The organism is Comamonas sp. Z3 (assembly GCF_008121565.1).
GTDB classification, from domain to species: Bacteria; Pseudomonadota; Gammaproteobacteria; order Burkholderiales; family Burkholderiaceae_C; genus Comamonas; species Comamonas brasiliensis.
On record NZ_VOQU01000001.1, the window covers coordinates 244,030 to 269,795 of the forward strand.

Annotated in this window: 25 protein-coding genes and 2 tRNA genes; 17 read left to right on the forward strand and 10 right to left on the reverse strand. The window is 62.1% G+C overall.

Annotated elements, in window-relative coordinates; translation table 11 throughout:
* Positions 1 to 172 precede the first annotated feature (172 nt).
* From FSY59_RS01160 to FSY59_RS01200, 9 genes are all read left to right on the forward strand, one after another.
* Positions 173 to 1,360, forward strand: a complete 1,188-nt coding sequence (locus tag FSY59_RS01160) for an acyl-CoA dehydrogenase family protein (RefSeq protein ID WP_019043221.1) — start codon at positions 173 to 175, stop codon at positions 1,358 to 1,360.
* A gap of 104 nt (positions 1,361 to 1,464) precedes the next feature.
* Positions 1,465 to 3,195, forward strand: a complete 1,731-nt coding sequence (locus tag FSY59_RS01165) for an FAD-dependent oxidoreductase (RefSeq protein ID WP_148728322.1) — start codon at positions 1,465 to 1,467, stop codon at positions 3,193 to 3,195.
* 15 nt (positions 3,196 to 3,210) lie between these two features.
* Complete coding sequence (locus tag FSY59_RS01170) at positions 3,211 to 4,947, forward strand: FAD-binding protein (protein WP_148728323.1); 1,737 nt, start codon at positions 3,211 to 3,213, stop codon at positions 4,945 to 4,947.
* 81 nt (positions 4,948 to 5,028) lie between these two features.
* On the forward strand, positions 5,029 to 6,096 hold the full coding sequence (locus tag FSY59_RS01175) for a ferredoxin--NADP reductase (protein ID WP_148728324.1): 1,068 nt from the start codon (positions 5,029 to 5,031) through the stop codon (positions 6,094 to 6,096).
* A 3-nt stretch (positions 6,097 to 6,099) separates the two neighbouring features.
* On the forward strand, positions 6,100 to 7,722 hold the full coding sequence (locus FSY59_RS01180) for a FadD3 family acyl-CoA ligase (RefSeq protein WP_148728325.1): 1,623 nt from the start codon (positions 6,100 to 6,102) through the stop codon (positions 7,720 to 7,722).
* A gap of 99 nt (positions 7,723 to 7,821) precedes the next feature.
* Positions 7,822 to 7,897 (forward strand) — tRNA-Gly (locus tag FSY59_RS01185).
* Positions 7,898 to 7,996: 99 nt separating this feature from the next.
* Positions 7,997 to 8,085 (forward strand) — tRNA-Leu (locus tag FSY59_RS01190).
* A gap of 225 nt (positions 8,086 to 8,310) precedes the next feature.
* Positions 8,311 to 8,940, forward strand: coding sequence for a DUF6806 family protein (locus FSY59_RS01195; RefSeq protein WP_003057277.1), 630 nt, complete (start codon positions 8,311 to 8,313; stop codon positions 8,938 to 8,940).
* A 73-nt stretch (positions 8,941 to 9,013) separates the two neighbouring features.
* Positions 9,014 to 9,625 carry a M48 family metallopeptidase gene (locus FSY59_RS01200; RefSeq protein WP_187427870.1) on the forward strand — a complete coding sequence of 204 codons (612 nt, stop codon included), beginning with the start codon at positions 9,014 to 9,016 and terminating at the stop codon, positions 9,623 to 9,625.
* A 9-nt stretch (positions 9,626 to 9,634) separates the two neighbouring features.
* Here the strand turns inward: FSY59_RS01200 and murI are convergent, their stop codons facing one another.
* From murI to FSY59_RS01220, 4 genes are all read right to left on the reverse strand, one after another.
* On the reverse strand, positions 9,635 to 10,531 hold the full coding sequence (gene murI, locus FSY59_RS01205) for a glutamate racemase (protein ID WP_003057273.1): 897 nt from the start codon (positions 10,529 to 10,531) through the stop codon (positions 9,635 to 9,637).
* A gap of 86 nt (positions 10,532 to 10,617) precedes the next feature.
* On the reverse strand, positions 10,618 to 10,998 hold the full coding sequence (locus FSY59_RS01210; protein WP_019043219.1) for a hypothetical protein: 381 nt from the start codon (positions 10,996 to 10,998) through the stop codon (positions 10,618 to 10,620).
* Between the two features lie 240 nt (positions 10,999 to 11,238).
* A complete protein-coding gene (locus tag FSY59_RS01215; RefSeq protein WP_148728327.1) occupies positions 11,239 to 11,829 on the reverse strand; it encodes a hypothetical protein in 591 nt (196 codons plus the stop codon).
* Complete coding sequence (locus tag FSY59_RS01220) at positions 11,826 to 12,317, reverse strand: GNAT family N-acetyltransferase (protein ID WP_148728328.1); 492 nt, start codon at positions 12,315 to 12,317, stop codon at positions 11,826 to 11,828. The genes FSY59_RS01215 and FSY59_RS01220 overlap by 4 nt, the downstream gene beginning before the upstream one ends.
* A 226-nt stretch (positions 12,318 to 12,543) precedes the next feature.
* Between FSY59_RS01220 and FSY59_RS01225 the strand changes: the two genes are divergently transcribed.
* The 8 genes from FSY59_RS01225 to FSY59_RS01260 all read left to right on the forward strand — a co-directional run bounded on the left by FSY59_RS01225 (position 12,544) and on the right by FSY59_RS01260 (position 20,437).
* On the forward strand, positions 12,544 to 15,519 hold the full coding sequence (locus FSY59_RS01225; protein WP_029158568.1) for a monovalent cation/H+ antiporter subunit A: 2,976 nt from the start codon (positions 12,544 to 12,546) through the stop codon (positions 15,517 to 15,519).
* Complete coding sequence (locus FSY59_RS01230; RefSeq protein WP_003057261.1) at positions 15,519 to 15,884, forward strand: Na+/H+ antiporter subunit C; 366 nt, start codon at positions 15,519 to 15,521, stop codon at positions 15,882 to 15,884. Before FSY59_RS01225 ends, FSY59_RS01230 begins: the two co-directional genes overlap by 1 nt.
* Entirely contained in the window at positions 15,881 to 17,713 is a 1,833-nt protein-coding gene (locus FSY59_RS01235) for a monovalent cation/H+ antiporter subunit D (RefSeq protein WP_148728329.1), read from the forward strand. The genes FSY59_RS01230 and FSY59_RS01235 overlap by 4 nt, the downstream gene beginning before the upstream one ends.
* A complete protein-coding gene (locus tag FSY59_RS01240; protein ID WP_003057257.1) occupies positions 17,710 to 18,210 on the forward strand; it encodes a Na+/H+ antiporter subunit E in 501 nt (166 codons plus the stop codon). The genes FSY59_RS01235 and FSY59_RS01240 overlap by 4 nt, the downstream gene beginning before the upstream one ends.
* A complete protein-coding gene (locus FSY59_RS01245; protein WP_003057255.1) occupies positions 18,207 to 18,485 on the forward strand; it encodes a K+/H+ antiporter subunit F in 279 nt (92 codons plus the stop codon). The genes FSY59_RS01240 and FSY59_RS01245 overlap by 4 nt, the downstream gene beginning before the upstream one ends.
* On the forward strand, positions 18,482 to 18,910 hold the full coding sequence (mnhG, locus tag FSY59_RS01250; RefSeq protein ID WP_003057254.1) for a monovalent cation/H(+) antiporter subunit G: 429 nt from the start codon (positions 18,482 to 18,484) through the stop codon (positions 18,908 to 18,910). Before FSY59_RS01245 ends, mnhG begins: the two co-directional genes overlap by 4 nt.
* A 53-nt stretch (positions 18,911 to 18,963) precedes the next feature.
* Complete coding sequence (crcB, locus tag FSY59_RS01255) at positions 18,964 to 19,341, forward strand: fluoride efflux transporter CrcB (RefSeq protein WP_003057253.1); 378 nt, start codon at positions 18,964 to 18,966, stop codon at positions 19,339 to 19,341.
* A 217-nt stretch (positions 19,342 to 19,558) separates the two neighbouring features.
* Positions 19,559 to 20,437: a TIGR00730 family Rossman fold protein gene (locus FSY59_RS01260; RefSeq protein WP_003057252.1), complete on the forward strand. Its 879-nt coding sequence runs from the start codon at positions 19,559 to 19,561 to the stop codon at positions 20,435 to 20,437.
* A gap of 114 nt (positions 20,438 to 20,551) precedes the next feature.
* Here the strand turns inward: FSY59_RS01260 and FSY59_RS01265 are convergent, their stop codons facing one another.
* The 6 genes from FSY59_RS01265 to FSY59_RS01290 form a co-directional block, all read right to left on the reverse strand.
* Positions 20,552 to 21,073 (reverse strand): DUF2199 domain-containing protein, encoded by a 522-nt coding sequence (locus FSY59_RS01265; RefSeq protein ID WP_003057251.1) that lies wholly within the window; start codon positions 21,071 to 21,073, stop codon positions 20,552 to 20,554.
* An 11-nt stretch (positions 21,074 to 21,084) separates the two neighbouring features.
* The gene (locus FSY59_RS01270; protein ID WP_148728330.1) at positions 21,085 to 21,717 is read right to left on the reverse strand and encodes a DUF938 domain-containing protein; all 633 of its coding nucleotides are present in this window, start codon (positions 21,715 to 21,717) and stop codon (positions 21,085 to 21,087) included.
* Between the two features lie 79 nt (positions 21,718 to 21,796).
* Positions 21,797 to 22,381, reverse strand: a complete 585-nt coding sequence (locus tag FSY59_RS01275; RefSeq protein WP_003057249.1) for a hypothetical protein — start codon at positions 22,379 to 22,381, stop codon at positions 21,797 to 21,799.
* Between the two features lie 209 nt (positions 22,382 to 22,590).
* Positions 22,591 to 23,310, reverse strand: coding sequence for a hypothetical protein (locus FSY59_RS01280; protein WP_003057248.1), 720 nt, complete (start codon positions 23,308 to 23,310; stop codon positions 22,591 to 22,593).
* Positions 23,311 to 23,500: 190 nt separating this feature from the next.
* On the reverse strand, positions 23,501 to 24,001 hold the full coding sequence (locus tag FSY59_RS01285; protein ID WP_148728558.1) for a GNAT family N-acetyltransferase: 501 nt from the start codon (positions 23,999 to 24,001) through the stop codon (positions 23,501 to 23,503).
* A 161-nt stretch (positions 24,002 to 24,162) separates the two neighbouring features.
* Positions 24,163 to 25,716, reverse strand: a complete 1,554-nt coding sequence (locus FSY59_RS01290) for a fumarate hydratase (protein WP_003057246.1) — start codon at positions 25,714 to 25,716, stop codon at positions 24,163 to 24,165.
* Positions 25,717 to 25,766 lie beyond the last annotated feature (50 nt).

Consider the following 25,766-nt stretch of genomic DNA (forward strand, 5'->3'; position numbering starts at 1 on the left):
TGCATCCGATCCAGTTCCTGAAAGCTCCGCAAACGCCTGCGTCATCGTTAGTCTGATCGGACGATGAACGGAAAATTGCATGGTGCGAGCATTTCTGTCATAGGCGAGAAGCCTTGCCCACCACACCACAAGCCGTCCGGTGGAGCGGCAACCGGAGACCTGAATGAACACAATGACAGACAACTACCTCACCCCCGATGCGCTGGCCGTGATCGAGCGTGCCAAGGCTCTGGCGCCCAAGCTGGCGGCCCGCGCCCAGCAGGCGGATCGCGAAGGAAAGATCAGCGACGAAACCGTTCAGGAGATGGCCGAGGCAGGTCTGTTCCGTGTGTTGCAGCCCAAACGCTGGGGCGGCTATGAAATGGATCCCCGTGTGTTCTACAGCGTGCAGATGGAACTGGCCAAGGGCTGCATGTCCACGGCCTGGATCTATGGCGTGGTCGGTGTTCACCCCTGGCAGCTGGCGCTGTTTCCCGCGCAGGCGCAGGAAGATGTCTGGGGCAAGGACACGGGCGTGCGCATTGCCTCGACCTATATGCCCACCGGCAAGGCCGAGCCTGTGGAAGGCGGCTTCCGGTTCAATGGTCGCTGGAGCTTTTCCACCGGCTCCAAGCATTGCGACTGGCTGTTTCTCGGCGGCCTGCTGCCCAACCGTGATGGCACGCCCGGCATGGAGCATGTGACCTTTCTGCTGCCCAGGTCGGACTACCGCATCGAGGACAACTGGGATGTGCTGGGGCTGCGCGGCACGGGCAGCCATGACATCGTGGTGGAAAACGCCTTTGTGCCCGCTCACCGCATCCAGTACACCAATGACCACAGCGATGTGGGCTGCCCCGGCCGCAAGGAAAACTCGGGCTGGCTGTTCCGTATCCCGTTTACCCATGTGTTCCAGCGTGCCGTGTCCACGGCATGCCTGGGCGCACTGGAAGGCACGATTGCCGCCTTCACCGAGCGCGCTACTGCCCATGTCGGCAAGCATGGAAACAAGATGGCTGAGGACGTGAACGCCCAGACGGCAGTGACCGAGGCCACGATTGCACTGGACCAGCTCAAGCTGGTTCTGTTCCGCAACTACGCCCGCATCGTCGATGCTGCCAAGACCGGCATTCAGCTGTCGCTGCAAGAGCGCCTGCTGCAGCGTGCGCAAGCTGCCCATGTGCCCAAGCTCACGGGCTTTCATGTCAACGAGATGATGCGCGCCTGCGCTGCCAGCGGCACCTTCAAGAGCAACCCCATCGAGCGTGTGTTCCGCGACATCCATCAGGGCCGTACCCATATCGCGAACAATACCGACGCCTATGTGCGTGCCTATGGCTCGCATGTACTGGGTATTCCTAACCAAGAAGCGTATGTGTAAGTCGCTCTGATTGCGAGTGCGGTGGTGGTCTTTGCAGGGGCTGCCGCCGCATGCAGGTATTTGCAGAAGCCCATCCAATAAAACAAATATTTCGGAGACAAGGTATGGCAGAACAGGAATATGACCTGATCGTCGTGGGCTCGGGGGCCGGCGCTTTGCTGGGCGCGATTCGTGCGCAGGAGCAGGGTCTCAGGACTCTGGTGGTGGAGAAGACCGAACTGTTTGGTGGTACCTCGGCCCTGTCCGGTGGCGGCATCTGGATTCCGGTCAATTACGATCAGAAAAATGCCGGCATCCAGGATGATCTGGAAACTGCGTTCGGCTATTTGAAGCGCTGCGTGCGCGGCATGGCCACCGACGACCGCGTACTGGCCTATGTGGAAACCGCCAGCAAGATGGCCGAGTACTTGCGCCAGATCGGCATTCCCTACCGTGCCATGGCCAAGTATGCGGATTACTACCCCCATATCGAAGGCTCCAGGCCTGGTGGCCGCACCATGGACCCGGTGGATTTCAATGCAGCCAAGCTGGGCGTGGCTGCGCTGGAGACCATGCGCCCCGGCCCTCCGGGCAATCAGCTGTTCGGCCGCATGAGCATCAACGCCTTCGAGGCGCATTCCATGCTGTCGCGCGAGCTGAAGTCGCGCTTCACCATCCTCGGCATCATGCTCAGGTATTTCCTGGACTACCCCTGGCGCCGCAAGACCAAGCGTGATCGCCGCATGACCGGCGGCCAGGCGCTGATTGCCGGTCTGCTGACTGCGGCCAACAAGGCGGGTGTCGAGCTGCGGAGCAATAGCCCGCTCAAGGAGCTGGTGCAGGACGCATCGGGGCGTGTCACCGGAGTTGTCCTTGAAAAGAATGGTCAGCGCACACAAGTCAAGGCCAGGCGTGGCGTGCTGCTGGGTGCCGGTGGCTTTGAGCGCAACCAGGAAATGCGCGACCAGTATCTGAACAAGCCCTCCAGGGCCGAATGGACGGCCACCCCTGTGGGCGGCAATACCGGCGATGCCCATCGCGCAGGCCAGGCTGTGGGTGCGCAGCTGGCGCTGATGGACTGGTCCTGGGGCGTACCCACCATGGACGTTCCCAAGGAACCCGCTTTCCGCGGCATTTTCGTGGAGCGCTCGCTGCCGGGTTGCATGGTGGTCAACGCGAAAGGGCAGCGCTTTTTGAATGAATCCGGCCCTTATCCCGAGTTCCAGCAGGCCATGCTGGCCGAGCATGCCAAGGGCAATGGCGGCGTGCCTGCATGGATTGTGTTCGATGCCAGCTTCCGCGCGCAAAACCCCATGGGTCCTCTGATGCCCGGCTCCGCCGTGCCGGATAGCAAGCTGCGCAAGAGCTGGCTGAACAATGTCTACTGGAAGGGCGAGACGCTGGAGGATCTGGCGCGCCAGATCGGCGTGGATGCAGCCGGGCTGAAGGACAGTGCTCGGCGCATGAGTGAATATGCCAGGACCGGCAAGGATCTGGACTTCGACCGCGGCGGCAATGTGTTCGACCGCTACTACGGCGATCCGCGACTTGGCAATCCCAACCTCGGCCCCATCGAGAAAGGCCCGTTCTACGCCATGCGCCTGTGGCCCGGCGAGATCGGCACCAAGGGCGGGCTGCTGACCGACAGGGAAGGCCGTGTGATCGACACCCAGGGCCGGATCATCGAAGGCCTGTACTGCGTGGGCAACAACTCCGCCTCCGTCATGGGGCCGGCCTACGCCGGTGCTGGTTCCACCCTGGGGCCAGCCATGACTTTCGCCTTCCGCGCCGTGGCCGACATAGTGGGCAAGCCTTTGCCACTCGAGAACCCGCATCTGCTGGGCAAGGCCATTTAGGAAGGAGGCGTGGAGATGTCCAATTCCAAGAAACTCGTCAGCACCGTCAATCCCGTGAGGGCTGCGCTGGATGTGCGCTCGGCCGATGAGATCCAGTGGTCCGATGCCAGTGATGTGGTGGTTGTCGGTTGGGGGGGCGCAGGCGCCAGCGCAGCCATCGAGGCACGCGAGCAAGGTGCCGAGGTGCTGGTCATCGACCGTTTCGGCGGCGGTGGTGCCAGTGTGCTTTCCGGCGGCGTGGTCTATGCCGGCGGCGGCACCAGATACCAGAAGGAGGCCGGCTTCGAGGATTCGCCCGAAGCCATGGCGGCTTACCTCAAGCATGAGGTCAATGGCGTGGTCAGCGACGAAACACTGGCCCGCTTCAGCCGCGACAGCGTGGACAACCTCGACTGGCTCGAGAAGCAGGGCGCCACATTTGCATCCGCCATGCCGTCGTACAAGACATCCTATCCGGCCGACGGCATGTATCTCTACTACTCGGGCAACGAGGTCGTGCCGGCCTACGGCAACCCCCAGCTGAGCAGCAAGCCCGCGCCGCGCGGTCATCGCGTGGTGGCCAAGGGGCAGTCGGGAGCGACGTTCTTCGCCGCGCTGCAGAAGTCCACCTTGGCACACGGAGCCCGTACCTTGACGCAGGCTCGCGTCCAGCGCCTGGTGCGCGAGAAGGACAGCGGCCGCGTGTTGGGCGTGGAGGTGATGGTCTTGCCCGAAGGCGATCCACGTACCGAGCGCCATAAGAAGCTGGACGAACTGGTGGCCAAGTGGCGTCTGTATCAGGCGCCACGAGCCCAGGCGGGGCGCCGCGAAGCGGCACAGATCGAAAGCGAGATCGGCGAGAAGCGCTATATCCGCGCCCGCAAGGCGGTGGTGCTGTCCACCGGTGGCTATATCTTCAATTCGGAGCTGCTGGATCGGCATGCGCCGGCCTACAAGCCTGGCTGGCTGACCGGTGCGGCGGGCTGTGATGGCTCCGGTCTGCGGCTCGGGCTGTCCGTGGGAGGGGTGGCCCATGACCTGAACAATATCTCGGCCTGGCGCTTCATCACGCCGCCCTCGGTCTGGCCCAAAGGTCTGGTGGTCAACACCCGCGGCGAGCGCTTTTGCAACGAACAGGTCTACGGTGCCAAGCTCGGCTACGAACTGATGGAAAAGCAGGGCGGCAAGGCCTGGCTCATCATTGACGGCAAGCTGCGCAGGCAGGCCGCCTGGCAGTGCCTGTTTGGAGGCCTGTGGGCTTTCCAGTCCATGCCCGCATTGGCGCTGATGTACAAGGTCGCGATCAAGGGCCGATCGGTCGCCGATCTGGCCCGCAAGCTCGATATGGATGCGGCGGTGCTGCAGCGCCAGTTTGACGGTGCCAATGCCGCTGCTCGCGGCGAGATCGAAGACCCTCAGGGCAAGTCCAGGGATATGCGCCATGAGTTCAAGGGTGGTTCGCTGTTTGCCATCGATATCTCCATCAGCCAGAAGATGTTCCCGCTGGCCGTGCTGAGTCTGGGAGGTCTCAGGGTCAACGAGGACAACGGTGCGGTGATTGATGGTGCAGGCCGGGACATTCCTGGGCTGTATGCCGCAGGGCGTACCGCCATCGGCGTGGCTTCCTCGCGCTATGTGAGTGGCCTGTCTCTGGCCGACTGTGTGTTCTCGGGCCGCCGTGCCGGCAAGGCTGCGGCGCTTGAGGATGACAAGTCCCTGGCCGGCCAGACCGCGCGACAGCAGGCACCCGCTGTGGAAAGCATCAGTTCCTGACCCCTTGAATCGGGGGGGCGATCCTGCGCCGGGGCGCCGCTGCAAGACGGCACAGAAAGAGTGAGTAAGGGGTAAGAAGAAATGAGCAGTGAAGCCATGACAACCGCATCGCGCTACCACCCGCTGCGTGTGCGTGCAGTGATTGACGAGACGCACGATACCAAGTCCATCGTCTTCGAAGTGCCGGGGGAGCTGGCGGAGCAGTTCAGCTATCGGCCTGGCCAGTTTCTGACATTGCGTCTGCCCATCGAAGGACGTTATGTGCCTCGCTGCTATTCCATGTCCAGCGCTCCGACGCTCGACGATGCCTTGCGCGTGACCGTCAAGCGCGTGGAAAAGGGGCGAGGCTCCAACTGGGTGTGCGACCGGATCCGGGTCGGTGATTCCATCGAGCTGATGCCGCCCTCGGGCTTGTTCTCGCCGCGTAATCTGTCGCAGAACTTCTTGCTGCTGGCAGGTGGTAGCGGCATCACGCCGGTGTTCTCCATCCTGCGCACCGTGCTCAAGCAGCATCAGGGCAATGTGGTGCTGTTCTATGCCAACCGCGACGAGCGCTCGGTCATCTTCAAGAAGGACCTTCAGTTGCTGGCGGCCGAGTATCCGGATCGCCTGCAGGTCATTCACTGGCTGGACTCGGTGCAGGGTGCGCCGTCGCAAAAGCAGCTCGCTGCCTGGGCCACGCCGTGGGTGGCCGATGCGGGCCAGGCCTTTATCTGTGGGCCGGGCCCCTTCATGGATGCCGCACAGGCCGCGATGATAGAAGCCGGCATGCCAGCCGATCAGGTGCATGTGGAGCGCTTTGTCTCCCTGCCTGACGAAGAGACCCTGCAGCAGCTGCAGGAGGCGGCAACTCCCGTGGCGGCCGCTGTCGAGCATGCCGTGGTGCAGCTGCGCCTGGACGGCGAGGAATACGAATTCAGCTGCAGCGGCACGGAGACCATTCTGGAGGCCGGACTGCGCGCCGGCATCAACGTGCCGTACTCCTGCCAGGCCGGCATGTGCGCCTCCTGCATGTGCCAGGTACAGGACGGCAGCGTACACCTTCGTCACAACGAAGTGCTGGATGCCAAGGATCTGTCCAGGAACTGGACGCTGGCCTGTCAGTCCGTGCCCACCAGTGAAAAGCTGCGCGTCAAATTTCCGGAGTAATTTATGTCGAAACCCAACCAGAATGCGATGCCCGAGTCCTCGCTGACCTTGCCGGGCATGCTGGCCGATGTGGTCAGCCGCTTTTCCACCCGCGCGGCGATTGTCGAAAGCGGCAAGTCCATCAGCTATGCCGAGCTGCAGCAACTGAGCCGCCAGGCCGCACGAGCCTTGATGAGCCTGGGCGTGCAGGCCGGTGACCGGGTGGCGCTGTGGGCGCCGAATCTCAGCGAGTGGATCGTGGCCGCCTGCGGCGTGCATGCCGCAGGTGGCGTGCTGGTGCCCTTGAACACCCGGATGAAGGGCGCCGAAGCTGCCGACGTTCTGGAGCGCAGCCGCGCCAGGGTGCTGGTATGCGTGGGGGACTTTCTGAATAACTACTACCCCGATCTGCTGCAAGGTCTGCGCCCTGCCACGCTGGAGCAGGTGGTGGTGCTCGGTGACAAGGTGCTGCCCAGCGCAGACCTGAGCTGGGCGCAGTTCATGGCCAGGGCCGAGAGCACGACTGCCCAGGCCCAGCAGCAGCGCGAAGCCGGGATCAAGCCAGACGACACGGCCGACCTGATGTTCACCTCCGGCACCACAGGCCGCCCCAAGGGCGTGATGTGCGCTCACCGACCGACGATTCTGGCTTTCAAGGCCTGGTCGGAGGTGGTGGGTTTGACCGAGGGCAGCCGCTACCTGATCGTCAACCCCTTCTTCCACACCTTTGGCTACAAGGCAGGCTGGGTGGCGGCCTTGCTTCAGGGCTCCACCGTCTATCCCGAGCAGGTGTTCGATGCACAGGCCATCTTGCAGCGCATCGAGAGCGACCGCATCAGCTTCCTGCCCGGGCCGCCCACCCTGTTCCTGTCCATGCTGGCGCATCCGGGGCTCAAGGATTTCGATCTGAGTTCGCTGAAGTCCTCCGTGACTGGCGCCTCCACCGTTCCTCCCATTCTCATCAAGCGCATGCGCGAGGAGCTGGGCATCCAGAATGTCACCACGGCCTACGGCCTGACGGAATGCGGTGGTTGCGCCACGCTCTGCGAGCCGGCCGACAATGTGGAAACCGTGGCCAATACCTGCGGCAAGGCCCTGCCCGGGACCGAGGTGCGCTGCGTCAACGAGCAGGGGCAGCCCGTGGCCCCCGGCGAGGCGGGCGAGGTGCTGCTGCGTGGCTATCACATCATGCAGGGCTACTTCGAGGACGAAAAAGCCACGGCCGAGACCATCGATGCCGATGGCTGGCTGCATACCGGCGATGTGGGCGTGCTTGACGAGCGCGGCTATCTGCGCATCACCGACCGCCTCAAGGACATGTTCATCGTGGGAGGCTTCAATTGCTACCCCGCAGAGATCGAGCGCATGCTCTCCAACCATCCCGAGGTGGCACAGGTCGCCGTGGTCGGAGTGGCCGACGAGCGCATGGGTGAGGTGGGCTGTGCCTGCGTGGTGGCACGCAACGGCATCACGCTGGACAAGGAAGCCTTCACCGCCTGGTGCCGCGCGAATATGGCCAACTACAAGGTGCCGCGCTTCGTGCTGCAGCTGGACGGCCTGCCCGTCAACGCCTCCAACAAGGTGCAAAAGCGCGATCTGCTGCAGATCGTCAAGAGCCGGCTGGCGCCTGCTTCACAGCCAGCCTGAACAGGACTGTCTGAAAAAGCCAGGCGGTTTTCGGAAAGCGGCCGAAAATCATGGCTATAATTCGGGTCTGCTCTGTAAGGCGCACAGCTTTTCAGAAATGCGGGAATAGCTCAGTTGGTAGAGCGATACCTTGCCAAGGTATAGGTCGACGGTTCGAACCCGTTTTCCCGCTCCAGGTTTTGAAAAGGGAAGCAAAAGCTTCCCTTTTTTATTGCTTTGGTCGCCTGGCTGATGCAATACTTCCCCCTGGCGCCCGGCGCTGGTGGTGAAGTGGGCCTCGATGGTGAAATTGGTAGACACTGCAGACTTAAAATCTGCCGCTTTTAACGAAGCGTGCCGGTTCGATTCCGGCTCGAGGCACCAGAATTGAAAAGCCTGCTATATATTTTGTAGCGGGCTTTTTTTATTTATGGCTTGATGGCCGCTGCCGCCCGCAGTCTTGCCGAAGGTGGGAAAATCAAGGGCTGTGATGCCGTAGGGCAGTGCGATGTCGGGCTTTGTCAAGGCGCTTGGAAAAGCTCCGGCTTCGATGCAATATGGCTTGCAGTTCTGTCATGCTGACGGGGTCTGCACTCCTAGAGAGAAAAGATGTCTAGTTACAACGCTGCTTTTGAAATTCATGTCCACGGCCAGGTTCTGCTCCGTGCTGACGTTACGTATGAGCAGCTGCAAGATGCATTGCGTCCCTTGTGGGCCTATGCCGGCGCGCGCTCATTGACGGATGGCGAGGGAAGTCTTTACGAAGAAGAGCCCGGCATCCAGTTCGAGGCCAAGGAGCATCTGCTGCAGATGTGCTGGACCGTGCGCGGCGATGATGACTTCCGTCAGGCTCTGGACGATATGTGCATGGGCCTGAACGAGCTGGCCGAGCAGGGCTCGCCGATCGAAGTGACCTTCTACGACACCGAGTTCGACGAGGAAGAGGCTCCTGCCGAGGCCCAGAGCCGCGATGACTTCCTGATGCTGTTTGTGGGCCCCAATCCTGCCGCCATCATGCAGGTGCAGCGCGATCTGCTGGTGCAGGACGTCATCAACATGATGGAGCGCCACTTCGATGGCGCCGAACTCGGCGGCGTGGTGCAGGAAATCGACAAGCTGTTCTCGCAGCGTTTCGAAGCCCTGGTCAGCTCGCTGGAGCTGGGTAAGCCGCCGCGTGGCGGATCGGGCGGCTCGGCCTCCGGTCATGGCGGCAATCGCCGCCCGCGCCATCTGCATTGATTCTTCGCTCATTCGCCGTCAAAGCCCTCTGTGCTGCAGTCCCGAGACTGTGACAGGGGGTTTGTTTTTTGCCATGAAGCCCATTTCCACCCCCAAATATTCGGGAGCCGTCACGCAGCAGCTACGCAAGGACAGGGCTGCGCGCGCCAGCATGGGCGAAGCAGGGGCGCCGCTGGCGCTGGCATTGCCCTATCTTTCGGGTTATGCGCCATCGCTGCAGAACCAGGTGCGCGATTGGCTGCTGGCAGGCAAGGCCGGTGACTGGCTGCTGCGCAAATATCCGCAGGCCCACGCGGTACGCACTGACAGGGCGCTTTATGACTATGTCGATGCGCTCAAGACCCGGTATCTGCGCAATGCCGGTCAGCTGCACAAGGTCGCTTACGACAGCAGGATCCATGTGGTGCGCAATGCCCTGGGTCTGCATACGCGGCGTGCGATTGCGCATGGCGGCAGGCTCAATGCGCGGCACGAGATTCAGGTGGCGGCCATGTTCAAGCAGGCACCCGATGCCTTTTTGCGCATGATCTGCGTGCATGAGCTGGCCCATATCCGCATCATGGATCACGACAAGGCTTTTTATCAGTTATGCATGCATATGGAGCCTGACTACCACCAGTTGGAGTTCGATGTGCGCTTTTACCTCAGCTATCTGGATCAGGGTGGCCCGCCACTCTGGGTCTGATGGCGCAGCTCAGGCCGGTGTGGCCACGGCGCTTGGCGAGCACACGCTGACAGCCTGGCTGCAAGCGGCAGGCAGATCCAGCCAGCGCTGGGCCGCGGCTTGCATGGCCGTCAGGCGGCCGGTTGTCATGAGCCGGATCTGCTCGGCCTGGGCCAGCTGCCGCGATCCATCGGTCTCGGGCCCGAGCAGATGGCGCTGCTCCAGCATGCGCCGGGTCTGGCGCGCGACAGGGGCGCCTGTGTCCAGAAACTGGATATCCGGCCCCAGCAGCGCGCGCAAATCGTCCTTGACGAAGACATAGTGGGTGCAGCCCAGCACCAGCGTATCCATCTGCCCGGTCTTATGGCCGAAACTGCCTAGAGCGCTCGTGTATTTCGTGCAAAGCGCTCTGATCTCGGTGGCGCTTGCATCCTCGGGCAATGCCTGCTCGGTGCTTTGCTCGATGGCTCTGGCCAGGCCATCGCAGGCCTGCAGATGAAACTCGGCACGCTGACCATGCTCGGCCACCAGGCGTGCTACGCGCTGGCTGGAGACAGTGCCCCGGGTGGCCATCACTCCCACATGATGGGTCTGGCTCGAAAAAGAGGCCGGCTTGATAGCGGGTTCCACGCCGATGACGGGCAATTGCGGCATGCGTTCGCGCATCAGCTCCACGGCCGCAGCCGTCGCGGTATTGCAGGCAATCACCAGAATCTTGATGTCGTGCTGCTGCAGCAGATACTGCGCAATGGCCAGGCTGCGCTCCTGCACAAACGCATCGCCCCGTGCATCGCCATAGGGGGCATTGCCGCTGTCGGCCAGATAGACGAACTGCTCATGCGGCAGCTCGTGACGCAGTGCCTGCAGCACGCTGAGGCCACCCACACCGCTATCAAAAATACCGATGGGGGAGTGAGGAGTGGGCATGTGCAAAAAGATGAGTGCAGGCAATGATGCGGCCGCCAGTATGCGCCGCTTTGCGCCCGGGTGGCGCGTTCAGGGGTATGGATGCGTCACGCGTCCTGGCTGCTGTGGTCTGCGGGCAGGCCGCAGACCGGGCAGAAATTATTGCCATGAGCGACTTCATGCCCGGCCGGGCAGTGGCGGGGCGCCAGGAGGGAGGGCAGGTTCCAGCTCGAGAAGAAGATGCAGAACGCCATGCCGTAGAAGATCATCCAGTGGCCCGAAAACACGCGCAGGCCTGTCATGCCGACCGCAATGCTGAGAAAGAAGTTGACAAAAGCGTAGATGAAGATCGCGTAGGCGCTGTTGCGCATCCAGGCGGGGCAGCCGGCGAGCACCTTCTTCCAGGAAAACTGCAGACGATTGCCGTTGTTGATGCGCTGGGCGATCAGCGCCGCAGGAACCCAGACCGCAAAAATTCCCATGCTCATCACGCTGGTGAATATTCTCAATGTGTCTTTAGGTAAATGAACGTCAAGTGCGTCTATCTGTCCAGCAAGTGCTGCCAAGTGCGTGATTGCGCTGAGTACAAAGCCCATGCCGGAAATCAGCAGCAGTGGCGGTAGAAGAATGGGCATGGCGGTGATGAAAGATAAAAAAGGAAGCTGCTAGCGCTTATTTGACGGGGGATTTAGGCATAAGTAATGTAATTTTTCAAGCTGAAGCTACGATCAATGCTCATCTTTTTGTTGAGGATTGGACAGGCGAATGCTGTCCACCAGCTTGCCGAAGTAGCTTTGGCGCATGGACAGCAGGGCTGGCAACGGGCCTGAGGGCAGGCGTTCGTAGCCTTCTTCATCGATGCAGAACTCGAAGAAGAGATAGTCCACTTCAGCCAGCTTGAGCTGATGGCGGCAGGCATGGCGACCCGAACCCCGCTTTTTCTCGGCAACGGTCTTCAGGCTGGCATCGCTTCCCAGCGCTGCCGTATAGGCCATGGGCAGGGTGGCTGCCAGATCGAACCAGAGCACAAAAACCATGAAGGCGCTGCAGAGCACACCCATTAGCCAGCGCTTGACAGGACCGTAGCTGGGCCAGGGGCCTGCCGGCTGCCACAGTCCCAGTCTGTGCAGCCGCCGCAGCCAGATGCCCGCTGCCGCAGTCAGCGCCAGCGACAGATACAGCGCGAGCAATTGCCAGCGGGCCTCGGGTATGAAGCTGCGCCAGACAATGGGGGCGAGGGCGCCCAGCATCACCGCCATGAAAACCGCAATCAGCCATTTCTGCGGGGTGGAGGTTTCAGGTTTCCAGAGCCAGTTCATGCAGCAGGGCCCGCAGTCCGGGGCCGGAGCGCTTTTCGCATGCGCGTGTTGCTCAGGGCAATGCCTCTTACGACGGGCATTTGCCGGCACTGCTGCTCAAAGCCGAAATGGGCGAAGAAGCCCTGGGCGTTGAGACTGACATCGGCGCTCAGCTCCTGCAGACCGTTTTGCCGCGCGGCATGCTCGATATGCGCGAGCAGGAGTCGGCCCACGCCCTGGCCGGCATGTTGCGGGGCCACAAAAAAGTGATCGATATAGCCGTTGGCTTGCAGATCTGCATAAGCCACGGGTCGATCATTGGCGCAGAGGGCGACAAAAGGGCTCAGTGCCTGGATGCGCCGGCTCCACTCCGCCCGGTCGGGCTGTGGCTGCGCCCAGGCATCGAGCTGCTCGGGGCTGTAGTGATTCGCGGCCAGTTGATGCACCGCGTCGTGGAACACCTGCCACAGCGCGATTTCATCTCCGGGGCGATAGCTGCGTATATGCATGGGTTGGCAGATGGATTGAGTTTGGCAAAAATGCTTTTCAGCAGCAGAGGCATGACATCGGTTCCGCGCGCATGGGTAGATCGGATGCACTTCTTTATCTGCACGCAACCCGCTGTTTTGATGGATTTTCTGTCATCAATTAAAGCTGAACAGTGGTCTAAAGTCTGTGAAATGCTCAGGTTTTTATAGCGGAAAAAATAACGTCAACCTCTAGAATGATCCGCCCATGCCCTTGATCTACCTTATCCTCCTACCTTTCGCAGGCAGCCTTCTGGCTGCCTTATTGCCTGCAAATGCGCGCAATACGGAATCCACACTTGCAGGTGTCATCGCGCTGATATGCGCGATTCAGGTAGGGATGCTGTTCCCGGAAATGGCCGATGGAGCGGTGCTCAGGCAGGAGGTGTCCTGGCTGCCCGCGCTGGGCCTGAATCTGGTGATTCGCATGGACGGGTTTGCCTGGCTGTTCTCCATGCTGGTCTTCGGCATCGGTGCACTGGTGGTGCTTTATGCGCGCTACTACATGTCGCCCGCTGATCCGGTTCCGCGCTTTTTCTCGTTTTTTCTGGCCTTCATGGGGGCCATGGCGGGGGTGGTGCTCTCGGGGAACATCATTCAGCTGGTGTTTTTCTGGGAGCTGACCAGTCTTTTCTCCTTCCTGCTGATCGGCTACTGGTATCACCGCAAGGATGCGCGCCGGGGTGCGCGCATGGCCTTGACGGTCACGGGCACGGGTGGGCTGGCCATGCTGGTGGGCATGCTGGTGCTGGGTCATATCGTGGGCAGCTATGACCTCGACAATGTGCTGGCTGCAGGCCAGCAGATTCGCGACAGCCACCTCTATCTGCTGGCATTGGTGCTGATCTTGCTTGGCGCACTCACCAAAAGTGCTCAATTTCCGTTCCAGTTCTGGCTGCCCAATGCCATGGCGGCACCTACGCCCGTGTCGGCCTATCTGCACTCGGCCACCATGGTCAAGGCTGGCGTGTTTCTGCTGGCGCGGCTGTGGCCGGTGCTGGCGGACACCGATGCATGGTTCTGGCTGGTCGGTGGAGCCGGTGCCTTGACGCTGCTGATTGGCGGCTATTGCGCGATGTTCCAGCACGATCTCAAGGGTTTGCTGGCCTATTCAACGATCTCGCACCTGGGTCTGATCACCCTGCTGCTGGGCCTGAACAGCAAGCTGGCGGCCGTGGCCGCAGTTTTTCACATCATGAATCACGCGACCTTCAAGGCGTCGCTGTTCATGGCGGCGGGCATTGTGGACCATGAAAGCGGCACGCGTGACATCCGGCGCCTGTCGGGTTTGCGCTTCATGATGCCGATCACGGCCACGCTGGCCTGTGTGGCCAGTGCCGCCATGGCCGGCGTGCCGCTGCTCAACGGATTCATCTCCAAGGAAATGTTCTTTGCCGAGACCGTCTATCTGGATGCAGCTCCCTGGGTCAAGACCGTGCTGCCCGTGTTGGCGACGGTGGCCGGCATGTTCAGCGTGGCCTATTCGCTGCGCTTCACGTTCGATGTCTTCTTTGGTCCCCAGGCCGACGATTTGCCGCACGAGCCCCACGAGCCGCCGCACTGGATGCGTGTGCCCGTGGAGCTCCTGGTGCTGGCCTGCCTGATCGTGGGCATTTTCCCGGCCTGGGCGGTGGGCGGCTTTCTCGCGGTGGCCGCAACGCCTGTCGTGGGCGGTGACTTGCCGGAGTACAGCCTGGCCATCTGGCATGGCTGGAATATGCCGCTCATCATGAGCCTGGTGGCACTGGCCGGCGGTATCGTGCTCTACACCATGCTGCGCTGGCAGCGCACGGTCGGGCACTTCGACACCACGCCCGTGCTGGGCCGTGTCAGCGGTCGCAGGATCTTCGAGAATCTGCTGGCCCGCATCACCTGGCTGGGCCGGGCGGGGCGCCGCAATCTGTCCACGCGCCGCCTGCAGTGGCAGATGCTGTGGCTGGTCTGCGTCGCCCTGGTCGCAGCGGCCCTGCCGCTATGGCTATGGGGCATGAAACTGGGTGACCGTGGCACTTTGCCGGTGTCTTCGGCCTTTGTGCTGCTCTGGGCGATTGGCTGTCTGTGCGCGCTGGGAACGGCCTGGAAAGCCAAGTACCACCGGATGACCGCGCTGATCATGCTGGGCGGCACGGGGCTGTGCACGGTGCTGACCTTCCTCTGGTTCTCTGCGCCCGATCTGGCGCTGACCCAGCTGGTGGTGGAAGTTGCCACCACGGTGCTGATCCTGCTGGGGCTGCGCTGGCTGCCCAAGCGGGACAAGAACATGCGTACCGCCGACAACGCCGATGCGCGGGCCAAGGCACGCCGCCTGCGCGATCTGGTGCTGTCGCTGATTGCCGGTGGCGGCATGGCCTGGCTGGCCTTTGCCATGATGAGCCGGCCCTTCTACGAAAGCACCTCCACCTTCTTCCTCGAAAACGCGCTGGGCGGCGGCGGCGGCACCAATGTGGTCAATGTGACGCTGGTGGACTTCCGTGGCTTCGACACCTTCGGCGAGATCGTGGTGCTGGGCATCGTGGCCGTCGTCATCTATGCGCTGCTGCGCCGCTTCCGTCCGGCGCGCGAGGCCATGGACATTCCGGAGCAGCAGCGCTATGTGCCCGGCGATTTGCAGACCGATTTGCTCAATCCGCGCAATGCCAGCGATACGGCGGTGGGTTACCTCATGGTGCCCGCCGTGCTGGTGCGGCTGCTGCTGCCGTTCGCGACGCTGGTGGCTGCCTATATCTTCGTGCGCGGCCACAACCAGCCGGGTGGCGGTTTCGTGGCCGGGCTGGTGTTCTCGGTCGCCTTGCTGATGCAGTACATCATCTCGGGCACGCATTGGGTGGAGGCGCATCTGCCGCTTTATCCGCGCCGCTGGATTGCCGCGGGCCTGCTGTTTGCGCTGGGCACGGGTCTGGGCTCCGTGGCCGTGGGCTACCCCTTCCTGACCAGCCACAGCTTTGACTTTTCGCTGCCCTTGGTGGGACATGTGCATTTCGCCAGCGCCACCTTCTTCGATATCGGCGTGTTTGCGCTGGTGGTGGGCTCCACCATGCTGATCCTGACGGCGATTGCCCACCAATCGGTACGCGGACACCGCTTCCATGCGCGCTTGCTGGAAGAGCAGGAACAAGAGGCCAAGAAGGCCGAGGCCGAGGTGCAGGCGGCCACGGCCGCGGCGTTGGCAAGGGGAGGTATGTAATGGAAATTGTTCTGGCCATTGCCATCGGTGTGCTCACCGGCTCGGGCGTCTGGCTGCTGCTGCGTCCGCGCAGCTACCAGGTCATCATGGGGCTGGCGCTGCTGTCGTATGCCGTCAACCTGTTCATCTTCTCGATGGGGCGCCAAGGCCTCTCGATCAACAAGGTGCCGGTGCTGCAAAACGGTGTGCCCACCGATTTGTCGCACTATGCCGACCCCATGCCGCAGGCGCTGGTGCTGACCGCCATCGTCATCGGCTTTGCCATGACGGCGCTGTTCCTGGTCGTGCTGCTGGCGTCGCGAGGCGCTTCCGGCAATGACCATGTGGATGGCGCGCACTCGCGGACCGAACAGGAAATGCTATGAGCGAGTGGATTGAGCGTCTGATGCCGCACCTGATGCTGGCCCCCATCATGCTGCCCATGCTGACGGCAGCGCTGATGCTGTTCTTGCGCGAGGAGCGCCAGCGCCTGAAGCTGGGCATGAACATCCTCTCCACCACGATCAGCCTGGTGATCGTGGTCATGCTGCTGAGCTGGACCAATCAGGCGGGTTCGGCCGTCACCATGTCGGTCTACATGCCGGGCAACTGGCCTGCGCCCTTCGGCATCGCGCTGGCGCTGGACCGGCTCACGGCCCTGATGCTGCTGGTCACCTATGTGGTGGCACTGGCCGCGCTGGTGTTCTCTGCGGCGCGCTGGCACAAGGCCGGGGTGCACTTTCACCCCCTGTTCCAGCTGCAGCTGATGGGGCTCAGCGGCGCCTTCATCACGGCGGACCTGTTCAATCTGTTTGTGTTCTTCGAGATCATGCTCGCAGCCTCTTACGGTCTGCTGCTGCATGGCTCCGGCAGCACGCGCATCCAGGCTGGTCTTCACTATATCGCCATCAATCTGGCAGCGTCTTCGCTGTTCCTGATCGGCGTGTCCATGCTCTATGGCATTACCGGTACGCTCAATATGGCCGATCTGGCCCGGGCCATTCCGCTGGTGCAGGATGCCGACCGCGGCCTGCTGCATGCGGCGGCAGGCGTGCTGGGCACGGCCTTTCTGATCAAGGCGGCGCTGTGGCCGCTGAACTTCTGGCTGGTGCCCGGCTACAGCGCGGCGACTGCACCCGTGGGAGCCCTGTTTGCGCTCATGACCAAGGTGGGGGTCTATGTCATCTTGCGCCTGTGGACCTTGCTGTTCAGTTCGGAAGCCGGGGCATCGGCCCTGTTTGGCAGCACCTGGCTGATCGTGGGCGGCATGCTGACCATGGCTTTTGGCGCCATCGGCATGCTGGGCTCGCAGCGGCTGACCCATCTGGCGGGCTTTGCGGCGATTCTTTCGTCCGGCACCTTGCTGGCAGCGACGGGCTTCGGGCAGAACCTGCTGACGGCCGGACTGCTGTATTACCTGCCGGGCTCCACGCTGGCCGTGGCCTCCCTGTTCCTGATCGCCGATGTCGTGGATCGCTGGCGCGTGGATGATGATGCAGGCGAGCCCTACGAGGATGATGAGGCACCGTTCCTCAATGCCGAGCTGCTGCCGACCGAGGGCTTTAACCTCGACGATGAGGAAGAGCTCATGATCGGCCGGGCCTTCCCGGCGGCAGCAGCTTTTCTGGGTCTGAGCTTCATGGCCTGTACCTTGCTGATCTCGGGCTTGCCGCCGCTCTCGGGCTTTCTCGGCAAGTTCGCCATGCTGACCAGCCTGCTCAATCCGCTGGGCATGGGCACCTCCAGTGGCGTGAAGGCCGGCCCGCTTGGCTGGAGCATGGTGGCGCTGCTCATCATCACCGGTCTGATGGCGCTGATTGCGCTCACGCGCGCCGGCATCCGGCATTTCTGGGCCAACCCGGAGCAGAGCGCTCCCTCGCTCAAGGTGGCCGAAGGCCTGCCCATCGCTGCGCTGCTGCTGTGCTGCATGGTGCTGACGGTCAAGGCCGATGACGTGATGCGCTACACCCAGCGGGCGGCCAATGCACTGCATTCGCCCGATGTCTATGTGCGCACCGTCATGGGCCTGGCTCCCGTGCCAGCGCCCAAGGAGAAGAAGGCTCAGGAAGCCGCAGGCCCCGAGGCGGCAGCGCGTGCGGCCGCGCTGGAGATGCAGGCCGAGCTCCTGCCTGGTATCGGCGATGAACGGGACGCCGGGCAGAACGCCGTGACCCAGACCACGGCTTCGGTTCAGAAGGAGGAGAGCCGCCCATGAGGAACGTCATGAAATCCATCTTCCCGGCACCGCTGCTGTCGATCGCGCTGCTGGTGCTGTGGCTGCTGCTCAACCGCTCGGTCAGTGCCGGCCAGATCCTGCTGGGCCTGATCCTGGGCCTGCTGATTCCCGTGCTGCTGCGCGGCCTGCGCCCCTTGCCGGTGCGGGTCAGCCATCCGCTGAGCATTCTCAAGCTGGCCTTTCGGGTGGTCTGCGACACCTCGATCTCCAACTTCAACGTGGTGCGCTTTCTGTTGTTGCCGCGCATGCGCAAGCACCCGGCGGCCTTTGTCCCGATTCCGCTGGACCTGCGCGACCCCAACGGGCTGGCGGTGCTGGCCATGATCGTCTGTCTGACGCCGGGTACGTCCTGGGCCGAGATTTCGCGTGACCGCTCCATGCTGCTGCTGCATGCGCTGGAAGTGGAGGATGCCAAGAAGCTGGCCGACTTTGTGAAGTCCCGCTACGAAAGCCTGCTGATGGAGATTTTTGAATGAACCCCTGGTTTTATTGGGTGCTGATGGCATCTCTGGTCATGCTGCTGGCGGCCATGGGCTGCTCGGTGCTGCGCCTTCTCAAGGGACCGCATGCGCAGGACCGTGTGCTGGCGCTGGACTGCATGTATCTCAACGGCATGCTGGCCATGCTGGTCATGGGGATTCTCTATGACAGCACCAACTACTTCGAGGCGGCCTTGCTGGTGGCCTTGTTCGGCTGCGTGGGCTCCACGGCCATGGCCAAGTTCCTGCTGCGCGGCGAGGTGATCGAATGAGTACCGAGGTCATTGGCGTGGATCTGCCGCTGTGGGCCCAGATCCTGGTGGCCGCCCTGGTGTTCGGCGGCTCCTTGATTGCGCTCATGGGCTCCGTTGGGTTGCTGCGGCTCAAGAGCTATTTCGAGCGCGTGCATGCGCCTTCCATCATCGCCACCATGGGCTGCTGGCTCATCATGCATGCCACCTGGATCTATTTCTCCGTCAGCGGCCAGGGCTTTGTCATGCACTCGGTGCTGATTGCCATCTTCATTGCCGTGACCGTGCCCATCACCACCATCTTCCTCATGCGCGCGGCGCTGTTCCGCTCGCGCCGTGCAGGGGAGAGCGTGCCGCCCACGCTCAGCAATCTGGTGCGCAACGAACCCCTGGACGAGGAAGTGGCCGTCGAGGCCGATGAGAAGCCTGTGGCGAATAAGGCCTGAAATCCTGTCGTCCAAACATTTCAGGGCCGCCGTCTTGCGCTAGATTGGCAGCCATGCTCAATATTTTCGCCATCTGCATCGGTGCCTGTCTTGGCGCCCTGTCGCGCTGGGGGCTGGGACTGTGGCTGAGCGCAGGCGCCAGTCTGCCCTGGGGCACCCTGGCAGCCAATCTGATCGGCGGCTATCTGATCGGTGTTTTCATCGCGCTGTTTCAGGCCATGCCCCAGCTGGATCCGGCCTGGAAGTTGGCCATCATCACCGGCTTCCTCGGCGCCCTGACCACGTTTTCCAGCTATTCGGCCGAGGTCATCGGCCTGCTGCAGCAGCAACGTCTGGCTGCCGCTCTGGGCTGGGCCAGCGTGCACCTGGTCGGCTCACTGTTCATGACCTACATGGGCATGATCAGCTGGAGCAGCTGGTTCAGCCGTTAAGCTGGCAGACCATTTGCCACTATTGAGGCAAACTGCTTCAGCGTTTAGAGGCGAAATACTCTCCTGGGCTATAGCTTTGTGAGCGTATAGTGCAAGCATCATCTGCACTACAGGTGCATTTGAGCTTGAAGTACTTGACGGATGGGCGGTCAGCGCTACGAAATCTTTAGGGATGGCTGTAGCCCGTGCCACTCAGCATTCTAAGAACCGAGGGTCCATGCAAATCTCATCTCCCCTGTCCGATACCGATCTGGCCAATGCCTGGGCCGAGCTGCACAACCAGGCCCATAACGGCAAAGAGCTGGAACCTCAATCCAACCGCCTTGCATTCGCCGATCCGGAGTTCATGTTCCGCCGTGAAACGCGTGGCATCCGCATGCAGCTGGAAATGCTCAAGCCCGATCTGACCCAGATCGAGCGCGGCATCGAGCACACGGTGGTGGTCTACGGCAGCGCGCGCTTTGTCGATATGGATCAGGCGCGCGAGCAGCTTGCGCAAGCCAAGGCCAGCGGCGATGCCCAGCGCATGGCGCTGGCCGAGCGCGGCATGCGCAACGCCGAGCGTTATGAGGCGGCACGCGCCTTTGCACGCATCGTGGCGACCGAAGGCATGAAGCAGGCGCCCAGCGAGCGCTTCTACATCTGCACCGGTGGCGGCCCCGGCATCATGGAGGCCGCCAACCGCGGCGCCCATGATGCAGGTGCGCCCAATGTGGGGCTGAACATCTATCTGCCTCACGAGCAGCATGGCAACCCCTACATCACGCCGGGGCTGAGCTTCAAGTTCCACTACTTTGCGCTGCGCAAAATGCATTTCATGATGCGGGCCAAGGCGCTGGTGGCCTTCCCTGGCGGCTTCGGCACCATGGACGAGCTGTTTGAAGTGCTGACGCTGGTGCAGACCCACAAGAGCAAGCCCGTGCCCGTGATCCTGTTCGGCACGGAGTTCTGGAAGCGGGTGCTGAACTTCGACGTGCTGGTGGAGGAGGGCACCATTTCCGCCAAGGACCTGAACCTGTTCCGCTACACCGATGATCCGGCCGAGGCCTGGTCCTTCATCCAGCAGTTCTATCAGACCGGCTGGAACAACGGATAAGCGTTCACACCACTGCCCCGAGCCGCGAGAAGGTTTTCCTCTGGCGGTTTTTTTATTGCGCATCAACGCATGGACGATAGCTTCTGCGGAGTCAGCGCTCGGGCCTGCTTCGGCCTATATGCCATGCAGCGATTGCTCGGCCAGTTGCTGGGCGCGCGCGATCGAAATGCCTTCGTGCTGGTCGATGACCAGCGCATCGATCTCGTTGTCGCCGCGGTGCAGCACCACGCGCGGGCGTGTGCCGTCGGCCTGGATATGCACATCGGCCGGGCGTGACTTCTGCGTGGGGTAGACGGCAATCAGATTGGACAGCCAGCCAAAGAAAATCGGGTCTTCGGGCGGTTTGCCGAAGGAGTCCAGATAGCGGTGAAAGCTGGCTTCGCTGGCCGACACCCAGATGCCCCAGAGAAAGGGCTCGTCCAGGCCATGGATCGGCACTTCCAGAATGGCGCGCACGTAGTATTGCGTGCCTTCGGGATGGCTGATCACGCAGAGCTCGTCGCTCAGCTCGGCCCATGCCTCGCGTTCTTGCTCGCTCAGGCGTCGGTAGGGTGCAGGGGCATCGAAAGCAAAGCTCGGCGATCCTTCGTGAATCTCATCGCATTTGCTGCATTGGTAGGCAAAGATGGCGGCCATGGGGTGAGCTTTCAACGTTTGTGAAATACCAGCGTGCGGTTGTTGGCCGGCATGGCCTGGTCGAGCTGCAGCTCCATGCCGTGTTCTGCGGCCAGCGTCACGATGGCTTCAAAATCGCGCAGGCCACTGCGCGCATCGCGCTGGCGCAGCCAGGCGTCGAAGGCGCGGTTGCTGTCGCTGGTGAAGTGGCCGCCATAGTTGAACGGGCCATAGACGGCAAACACGCCGCCCACGGGAAGATGTGACCCCACCAGCTCGAACAGGCGCTGCACCAGCGGCCAGGCCACGATATGACAGGTATTGCTGGTGAAGACGGCATCGAAGCCGGATGAATCCGCAGTTGCCGGCCAGGCATCGGTTGCCAGGTCGAACTCCAGCGGCGCACGCAGATTGGGAGCGCCTTGGGCGGCGTGCCAGGCCCGGATGCCTGCATGACTGTCGGCCAGGTCACTGGTCTGCCAGAGCAGCTGCGGCAGGCGCGGTGCGAAGTACACGCTATGCTGGCCTGTGCCGGAGCCTATCTCCAGCACATGCCGGCAGTGCTGGAGGGCGGATTGCAGCACCTCGAAGATAGCGGCCTGATTGTTTTCGCAGGCCTGGGAAAAAGGCAGCTGCAGTGCTGTCGATGAAGAGTTGGAGGTCATAGGGGACTCGGCGGGCAGACACAGGAAATGGTGCAGGCATCTTCGCCCGAAATGCCAAGTCCGCGCAGTGCGACGGCCTTCACGGCCTGAAACGCAGCCTGATCTCGGGCCGAACGTTCAAGCTGCCGATTTTCCAGCTGTACGAACCCAGGCCCAGCGTGGGTGTGGAGCTGGCGTTTTGTGAGAGTACCTCGGCATTGCCGGGCAGGCTGACCTTCAGCTTGCCATTCATGGTGATGCCCAGCTGCGCAAAGTCTCTCTTTTCCTTGTCCTTGAGCGGCTTGGCGGCAATCGTCATCACGCCGCTGCTGTCGGTCTGCACGGTGAACAGGTCCAGCAATCGCAGGCCTTCGCCGGGCTTGCGCTGGCCGGCAATCTCCAGCACATAGCGGGCATTGCCCTTGTAGACGGCTTTCCTGACCTCGGGTTCGCGGCTCAGTTGCTGTGCCTGCTCTGCCAGCTCGCGGTGGTCTTTCTCGCTCAGCACGCCCTGTTTTCTGAGCTTCATCACGGCCAGGGCATTCACCACCGTGCCGTCAAAGCGGTAGCTGTAGCTGCCGTCTGCCTGTACTTCCACACTGGCGGAGAATCGCTCGGGCACCAGGCAGGCGCTCAGCAAGGCGGCGAGGGCGGTGGCCGTCGAGAGCGCAAAAAGCTTGTGCATGAGGACTCCTTTCGAGCGGCATCGCAGCATCCCGGGATGCGGATGCCTGAGCCATCGTAGAACAAACAGGAATCACGCCAATAGGGGCTGCCATCAAGACGGTATGGAGTCCTGTCGCAAGACTATTCAAAAAGAGTAGCTGCAATCGTTTTCTGTATAAGGGATTCAAGCCATCTATGTTTTTGGTTGGCTTGGCCGAGGGCAGTCCCTCACTTGGATTTGGATTCGGCTTTGAGCTGGCTGATGGCTTCCTGAAAGCCCTGCAGATACTTGGAGCGCGTCTGCTCGGCCAGGGCAGGCCACTGCGCGGCCGGCAGGCTCAGCGATTCCAGCGTCAGCCTGGCGGCCAGTTGCGGGTCCCGCGAGGCCTGTACCGCCTGCATGCCGTGCAGATTGATCCAGTGCGGATCGTAGGCGTGGGGCGTGCGGCGATCCCAGTCCACGACTTTGGCAATCAACTCCTGAGCCTTGTCCAGATCCTGAAACAGATAGCGGTTGATGGGGGCTCCATAGCTCTGGTTCATCACATCGACTGCTTGCCTGGCGGTGACGTCTGCACAGCGATTGGCATCGAAGCGGGCACGCAGCTGGCCGGCGTAGTACCAGAAGGCTGCCTCGTCGCGCTGGCCTGCCTTGAACAGCGCCTGCGACAGGACGTAGAAGACCGGAGGCTGAAAGCGCTCGGGTGCGGCGCGTACGCGCTCCAGCACGGCTTGTTGCTGCTGAGGCGTACCCTGGGACAGCAGGCGAAGCGCTTCCTGCCCCAGTCTGGTGTCGATCTGCGCATACACCCCCTGGGGGGACAGTACCTGAGTCGAAGGGGAGGGCTGCGGCTTGGGCGCAGCCGATGGCTGCTGAGTCTGCGCGGAAGCAAAGCCCGAGAGCGCCACCAGCGCACCGGTCACCATCTTTGCTGCGACATGGCTCATGCTGAACTCCTTGTGCTTGCGTTGCAAATCATTCCGGACGGTCTCAGACAAATACCCACTCTGTCGCCTATCTTAAATAGCAAGCGTGTTATCGGTGTCTCGTATTTACCAAGAAGTGTTTATTTCACGGAAAACCAGGCATGGCCTATCTCCCTGGGGCCAGCATGCAGCGCTGGCTGAAACAGGCGTATCAGTCCCTGGCATTGAAGGCGCTGTGATAACTCACTTCACCTTGCGGCAGCGGACCTGCGAAAGACAGGGCCTGAAAATACTCGGCAGGCACTCCGGGCAGCACCAGGCCCGGCACCGCCCGAAAGCCGAAACGCCGGTAGTAGCCCGGGTCACCGAGCAGCACGAATCCCTGCGCGGACTGCGCCTGCAGAGCGCTGATGGCAGTCCGCATCAAGGCGCTGCCTATGCCCTGTTGCTGCTTTTCAGGGAGTACGGAGATCGGGCCCAGGCCAAACCAGTGCTGGCTGCCATCGCTGATGGTGACGGGAGAGACGGCGACATGCCCGACGACCAGTCCGTCGATCTCCGCGACCAGAGACAAGGCAAGAGCCCCGGCCTCACGCAGCGCACGCACGATGAACTGCTCGGTGTGCTCGGAATGCGGTGCGTGCCTGAAGGCGAGGATCGTCACCTGCTCTACGGCCTCGGCATCGGCGGGGAGTTCTGTCCGGATATGCATGGCTTGGTATGGGTTCACGAAAAATCTGGCTCGACTATGCCGCAAATGGGAAAAGAGCCGAAGAAATGGCCCATGGCCCTGCTGCGGTCGATGTCCGGGCGGTTGGACATGAAAAAACCGCCCGAAGGCGGTTCCTTGTTCAGGCAGGCTGCAACAGCGAATCAGGCGCCCGCAACGGCAATGCCCTTGAAATCGCCGGTTGCAATCTTTTCCTTCCAGATGGCAGGGCCGGTGATGTGGGCGCTGGTGCCGCCGGCATCCACGGCCACGGTCACAGGCATGTCGACCACATCGAATTCATAGATGGCTTCCATGCCCAGGTCTTCAAAGCCCACCACCTTGGCCTGCTTGATGGCCTTGGAAACCAGGTAGGCGGCGCCGCCCACGGCCATCAGGTAAGCGCTCTTGTGCTTCTTGATGGCTTCGATGGCGACGGGGCCGCGCTCGGACTTGCCGATCATCGAGATCAGGCCGGTCTGCGACAGCATCATGTCGGTGAACTTGTCCATGCGGGTGGCCGTGGTGGGACCTGCAGGGCCAACCACTTCGTCGCGCACGGGGTCCACGGGGCCGACGTAGTAGATCACTCGGTTGGTGAAGTCCACGGGCAGCTTTTCGCCCTTGGCCAGCATGTCCTGGATGCGCTTGTGGGCCGCATCACGGCCGGTCAACATCTTGCCGTTGAGCAGCAGGGTGTCGCCGGGCTTCCAGCTGGCCACTTCTGCGGGGGTCAGCGTGTTCAGGTCGACCTTCTTGGACTTGTTGTAGTCGGGGTGCCAGTCGATCTTGGGCCAGGTGTCCAGCGAAGGGGCATCCAGGTATACGGGGCCGGAGCCGTCCATCACAAAATGGGCGTGGCGGGTGGCGGCGCAGTTGGGGATCATGGCCACGGGCTTGGAGGCCGCGTGCGTGGGGTACATATTGATCTTGACGTCCAGCACCGTGGTGAGGCCGCCCAGGCCTTGGGCGCCAATGCCCAGGGCGTTGATCTTCTCGAACAGCTCCAGACGCAGCTTTTCCACGTCGTCGAGCTCTGCACCGCTGGCAGCTTTCTGCTGCAGCTCGTACATGTTCAGGTCTTCCATCAGGCTTTCCTTGGCCAGCAGCACAGCCTTCTCGGCCGTGCCGCCGATGCCGATGCCCAGCATGCCGGGAGGGCACCAGCCGGCGCCCATGGTGGGGACGGTCTTCAGAACCCAGTCCACCAGGTCATCGCTGGGGTTCATCATGATCATCTTGGACTTGTTCTCGGAGCCGCCGCCCTTGGCAGCCACGGTCACGTCCACCTTGTCGCCGGGCACGATCTGCACATTGATCACGGCGGGAGTGTTGTCCTTGGTGTTCTTGCGCTTGAAGTGCGGGTCGGCAACGACCGAGGCACGCAGCGTGTTGTCAGGGTGGTTGTAGCCGCGGCGCACGCCTTCGTTGATGGCGTCTTCCAGGCCCATGGTGAAGCCTTCCCACTTGACGTCCATGCCCACTTTCAGGAACACGTTGACGATGCCGGTGTCCTGACAGATGGGGCGCTGGCCGGTGGCAGCCATCTTGGAGTTGGTCAGGATCTGAGCCATCGCATCCTTGGCCGCAGGGCTTTGCTCGCGCTCATAGGCACGGGCCAGATGCTGGATGAAATCCGGCGTGTGGTAGTAACTGATGTACTGCAGGGCACCTGCGATCGAATCGATCAGGTCCTGCTGGCGGATGGAGGTCGTCATCGTGAAGCTTCTCGGGGGTTGCAATCTGTACGCGTGGGGCGCGCACGGTA

Bases quoted from the DNA above. Each gene is read 5' to 3' on its own strand.
- FSY59_RS01160 (WP_019043221.1), top strand. From the start codon at position 173: ATGACAGACAACTACCTCACCCCCGATGCGCTGGCCGTGATCGAGCGT.
- FSY59_RS01165 (WP_148728322.1), top strand. From the start codon at position 1,465: ATGGCAGAACAGGAATATGACCTGATCGTCGTGGGCTCGGGGGCCGGC.
- FSY59_RS01170 (WP_148728323.1), top strand. From the start codon at position 3,211: ATGTCCAATTCCAAGAAACTCGTCAGCACCGTCAATCCCGTGAGGGCT.
- FSY59_RS01175 (WP_148728324.1), top strand. From the start codon at position 5,029: ATGAGCAGTGAAGCCATGACAACCGCATCGCGCTACCACCCGCTGCGT.
- FSY59_RS01180 (WP_148728325.1), top strand. From the start codon at position 6,100: ATGTCGAAACCCAACCAGAATGCGATGCCCGAGTCCTCGCTGACCTTG.
- FSY59_RS01195 (WP_003057277.1), top strand. From the start codon at position 8,311: ATGTCTAGTTACAACGCTGCTTTTGAAATTCATGTCCACGGCCAGGTT.
- FSY59_RS01200 (WP_187427870.1), top strand. From the start codon at position 9,014: ATGAAGCCCATTTCCACCCCCAAATATTCGGGAGCCGTCACGCAGCAG.
- murI (WP_003057273.1), bottom strand. From the start codon at position 10,531: ATGCCCACTCCTCACTCCCCCATCGGTATTTTTGATAGCGGTGTGGGT.
- FSY59_RS01210 (WP_019043219.1), bottom strand. From the start codon at position 10,998: ATGAGCATGGGAATTTTTGCGGTCTGGGTTCCTGCGGCGCTGATCGCC.
- FSY59_RS01215 (WP_148728327.1), bottom strand. From the start codon at position 11,829: ATGAACTGGCTCTGGAAACCTGAAACCTCCACCCCGCAGAAATGGCTG.
- FSY59_RS01220 (WP_148728328.1), bottom strand. From the start codon at position 12,317: ATGCATATACGCAGCTATCGCCCCGGAGATGAAATCGCGCTGTGGCAG.
- FSY59_RS01225 (WP_029158568.1), top strand. From the start codon at position 12,544: ATGCCCTTGATCTACCTTATCCTCCTACCTTTCGCAGGCAGCCTTCTG.
- FSY59_RS01230 (WP_003057261.1), top strand. From the start codon at position 15,519: ATGGAAATTGTTCTGGCCATTGCCATCGGTGTGCTCACCGGCTCGGGC.
- FSY59_RS01235 (WP_148728329.1), top strand. From the start codon at position 15,881: ATGAGCGAGTGGATTGAGCGTCTGATGCCGCACCTGATGCTGGCCCCC.
- FSY59_RS01240 (WP_003057257.1), top strand. From the start codon at position 17,710: ATGAGGAACGTCATGAAATCCATCTTCCCGGCACCGCTGCTGTCGATC.
- FSY59_RS01245 (WP_003057255.1), top strand. From the start codon at position 18,207: ATGAACCCCTGGTTTTATTGGGTGCTGATGGCATCTCTGGTCATGCTG.
- mnhG (WP_003057254.1), top strand. From the start codon at position 18,482: ATGAGTACCGAGGTCATTGGCGTGGATCTGCCGCTGTGGGCCCAGATC.
- crcB (WP_003057253.1), top strand. From the start codon at position 18,964: ATGCTCAATATTTTCGCCATCTGCATCGGTGCCTGTCTTGGCGCCCTG.
- FSY59_RS01260 (WP_003057252.1), top strand. From the start codon at position 19,559: ATGCAAATCTCATCTCCCCTGTCCGATACCGATCTGGCCAATGCCTGG.
- FSY59_RS01265 (WP_003057251.1), bottom strand. From the start codon at position 21,073: ATGGCCGCCATCTTTGCCTACCAATGCAGCAAATGCGATGAGATTCAC.
- FSY59_RS01270 (WP_148728330.1), bottom strand. From the start codon at position 21,717: ATGACCTCCAACTCTTCATCGACAGCACTGCAGCTGCCTTTTTCCCAG.
- FSY59_RS01275 (WP_003057249.1), bottom strand. From the start codon at position 22,381: ATGCACAAGCTTTTTGCGCTCTCGACGGCCACCGCCCTCGCCGCCTTG.
- FSY59_RS01280 (WP_003057248.1), bottom strand. From the start codon at position 23,310: ATGAGCCATGTCGCAGCAAAGATGGTGACCGGTGCGCTGGTGGCGCTC.
- FSY59_RS01285 (WP_148728558.1), bottom strand. From the start codon at position 24,001: ATGCATATCCGGACAGAACTCCCCGCCGATGCCGAGGCCGTAGAGCAG.
- FSY59_RS01290 (WP_003057246.1), bottom strand. From the start codon at position 25,716: ATGACGACCTCCATCCGCCAGCAGGACCTGATCGATTCGATCGCAGGT.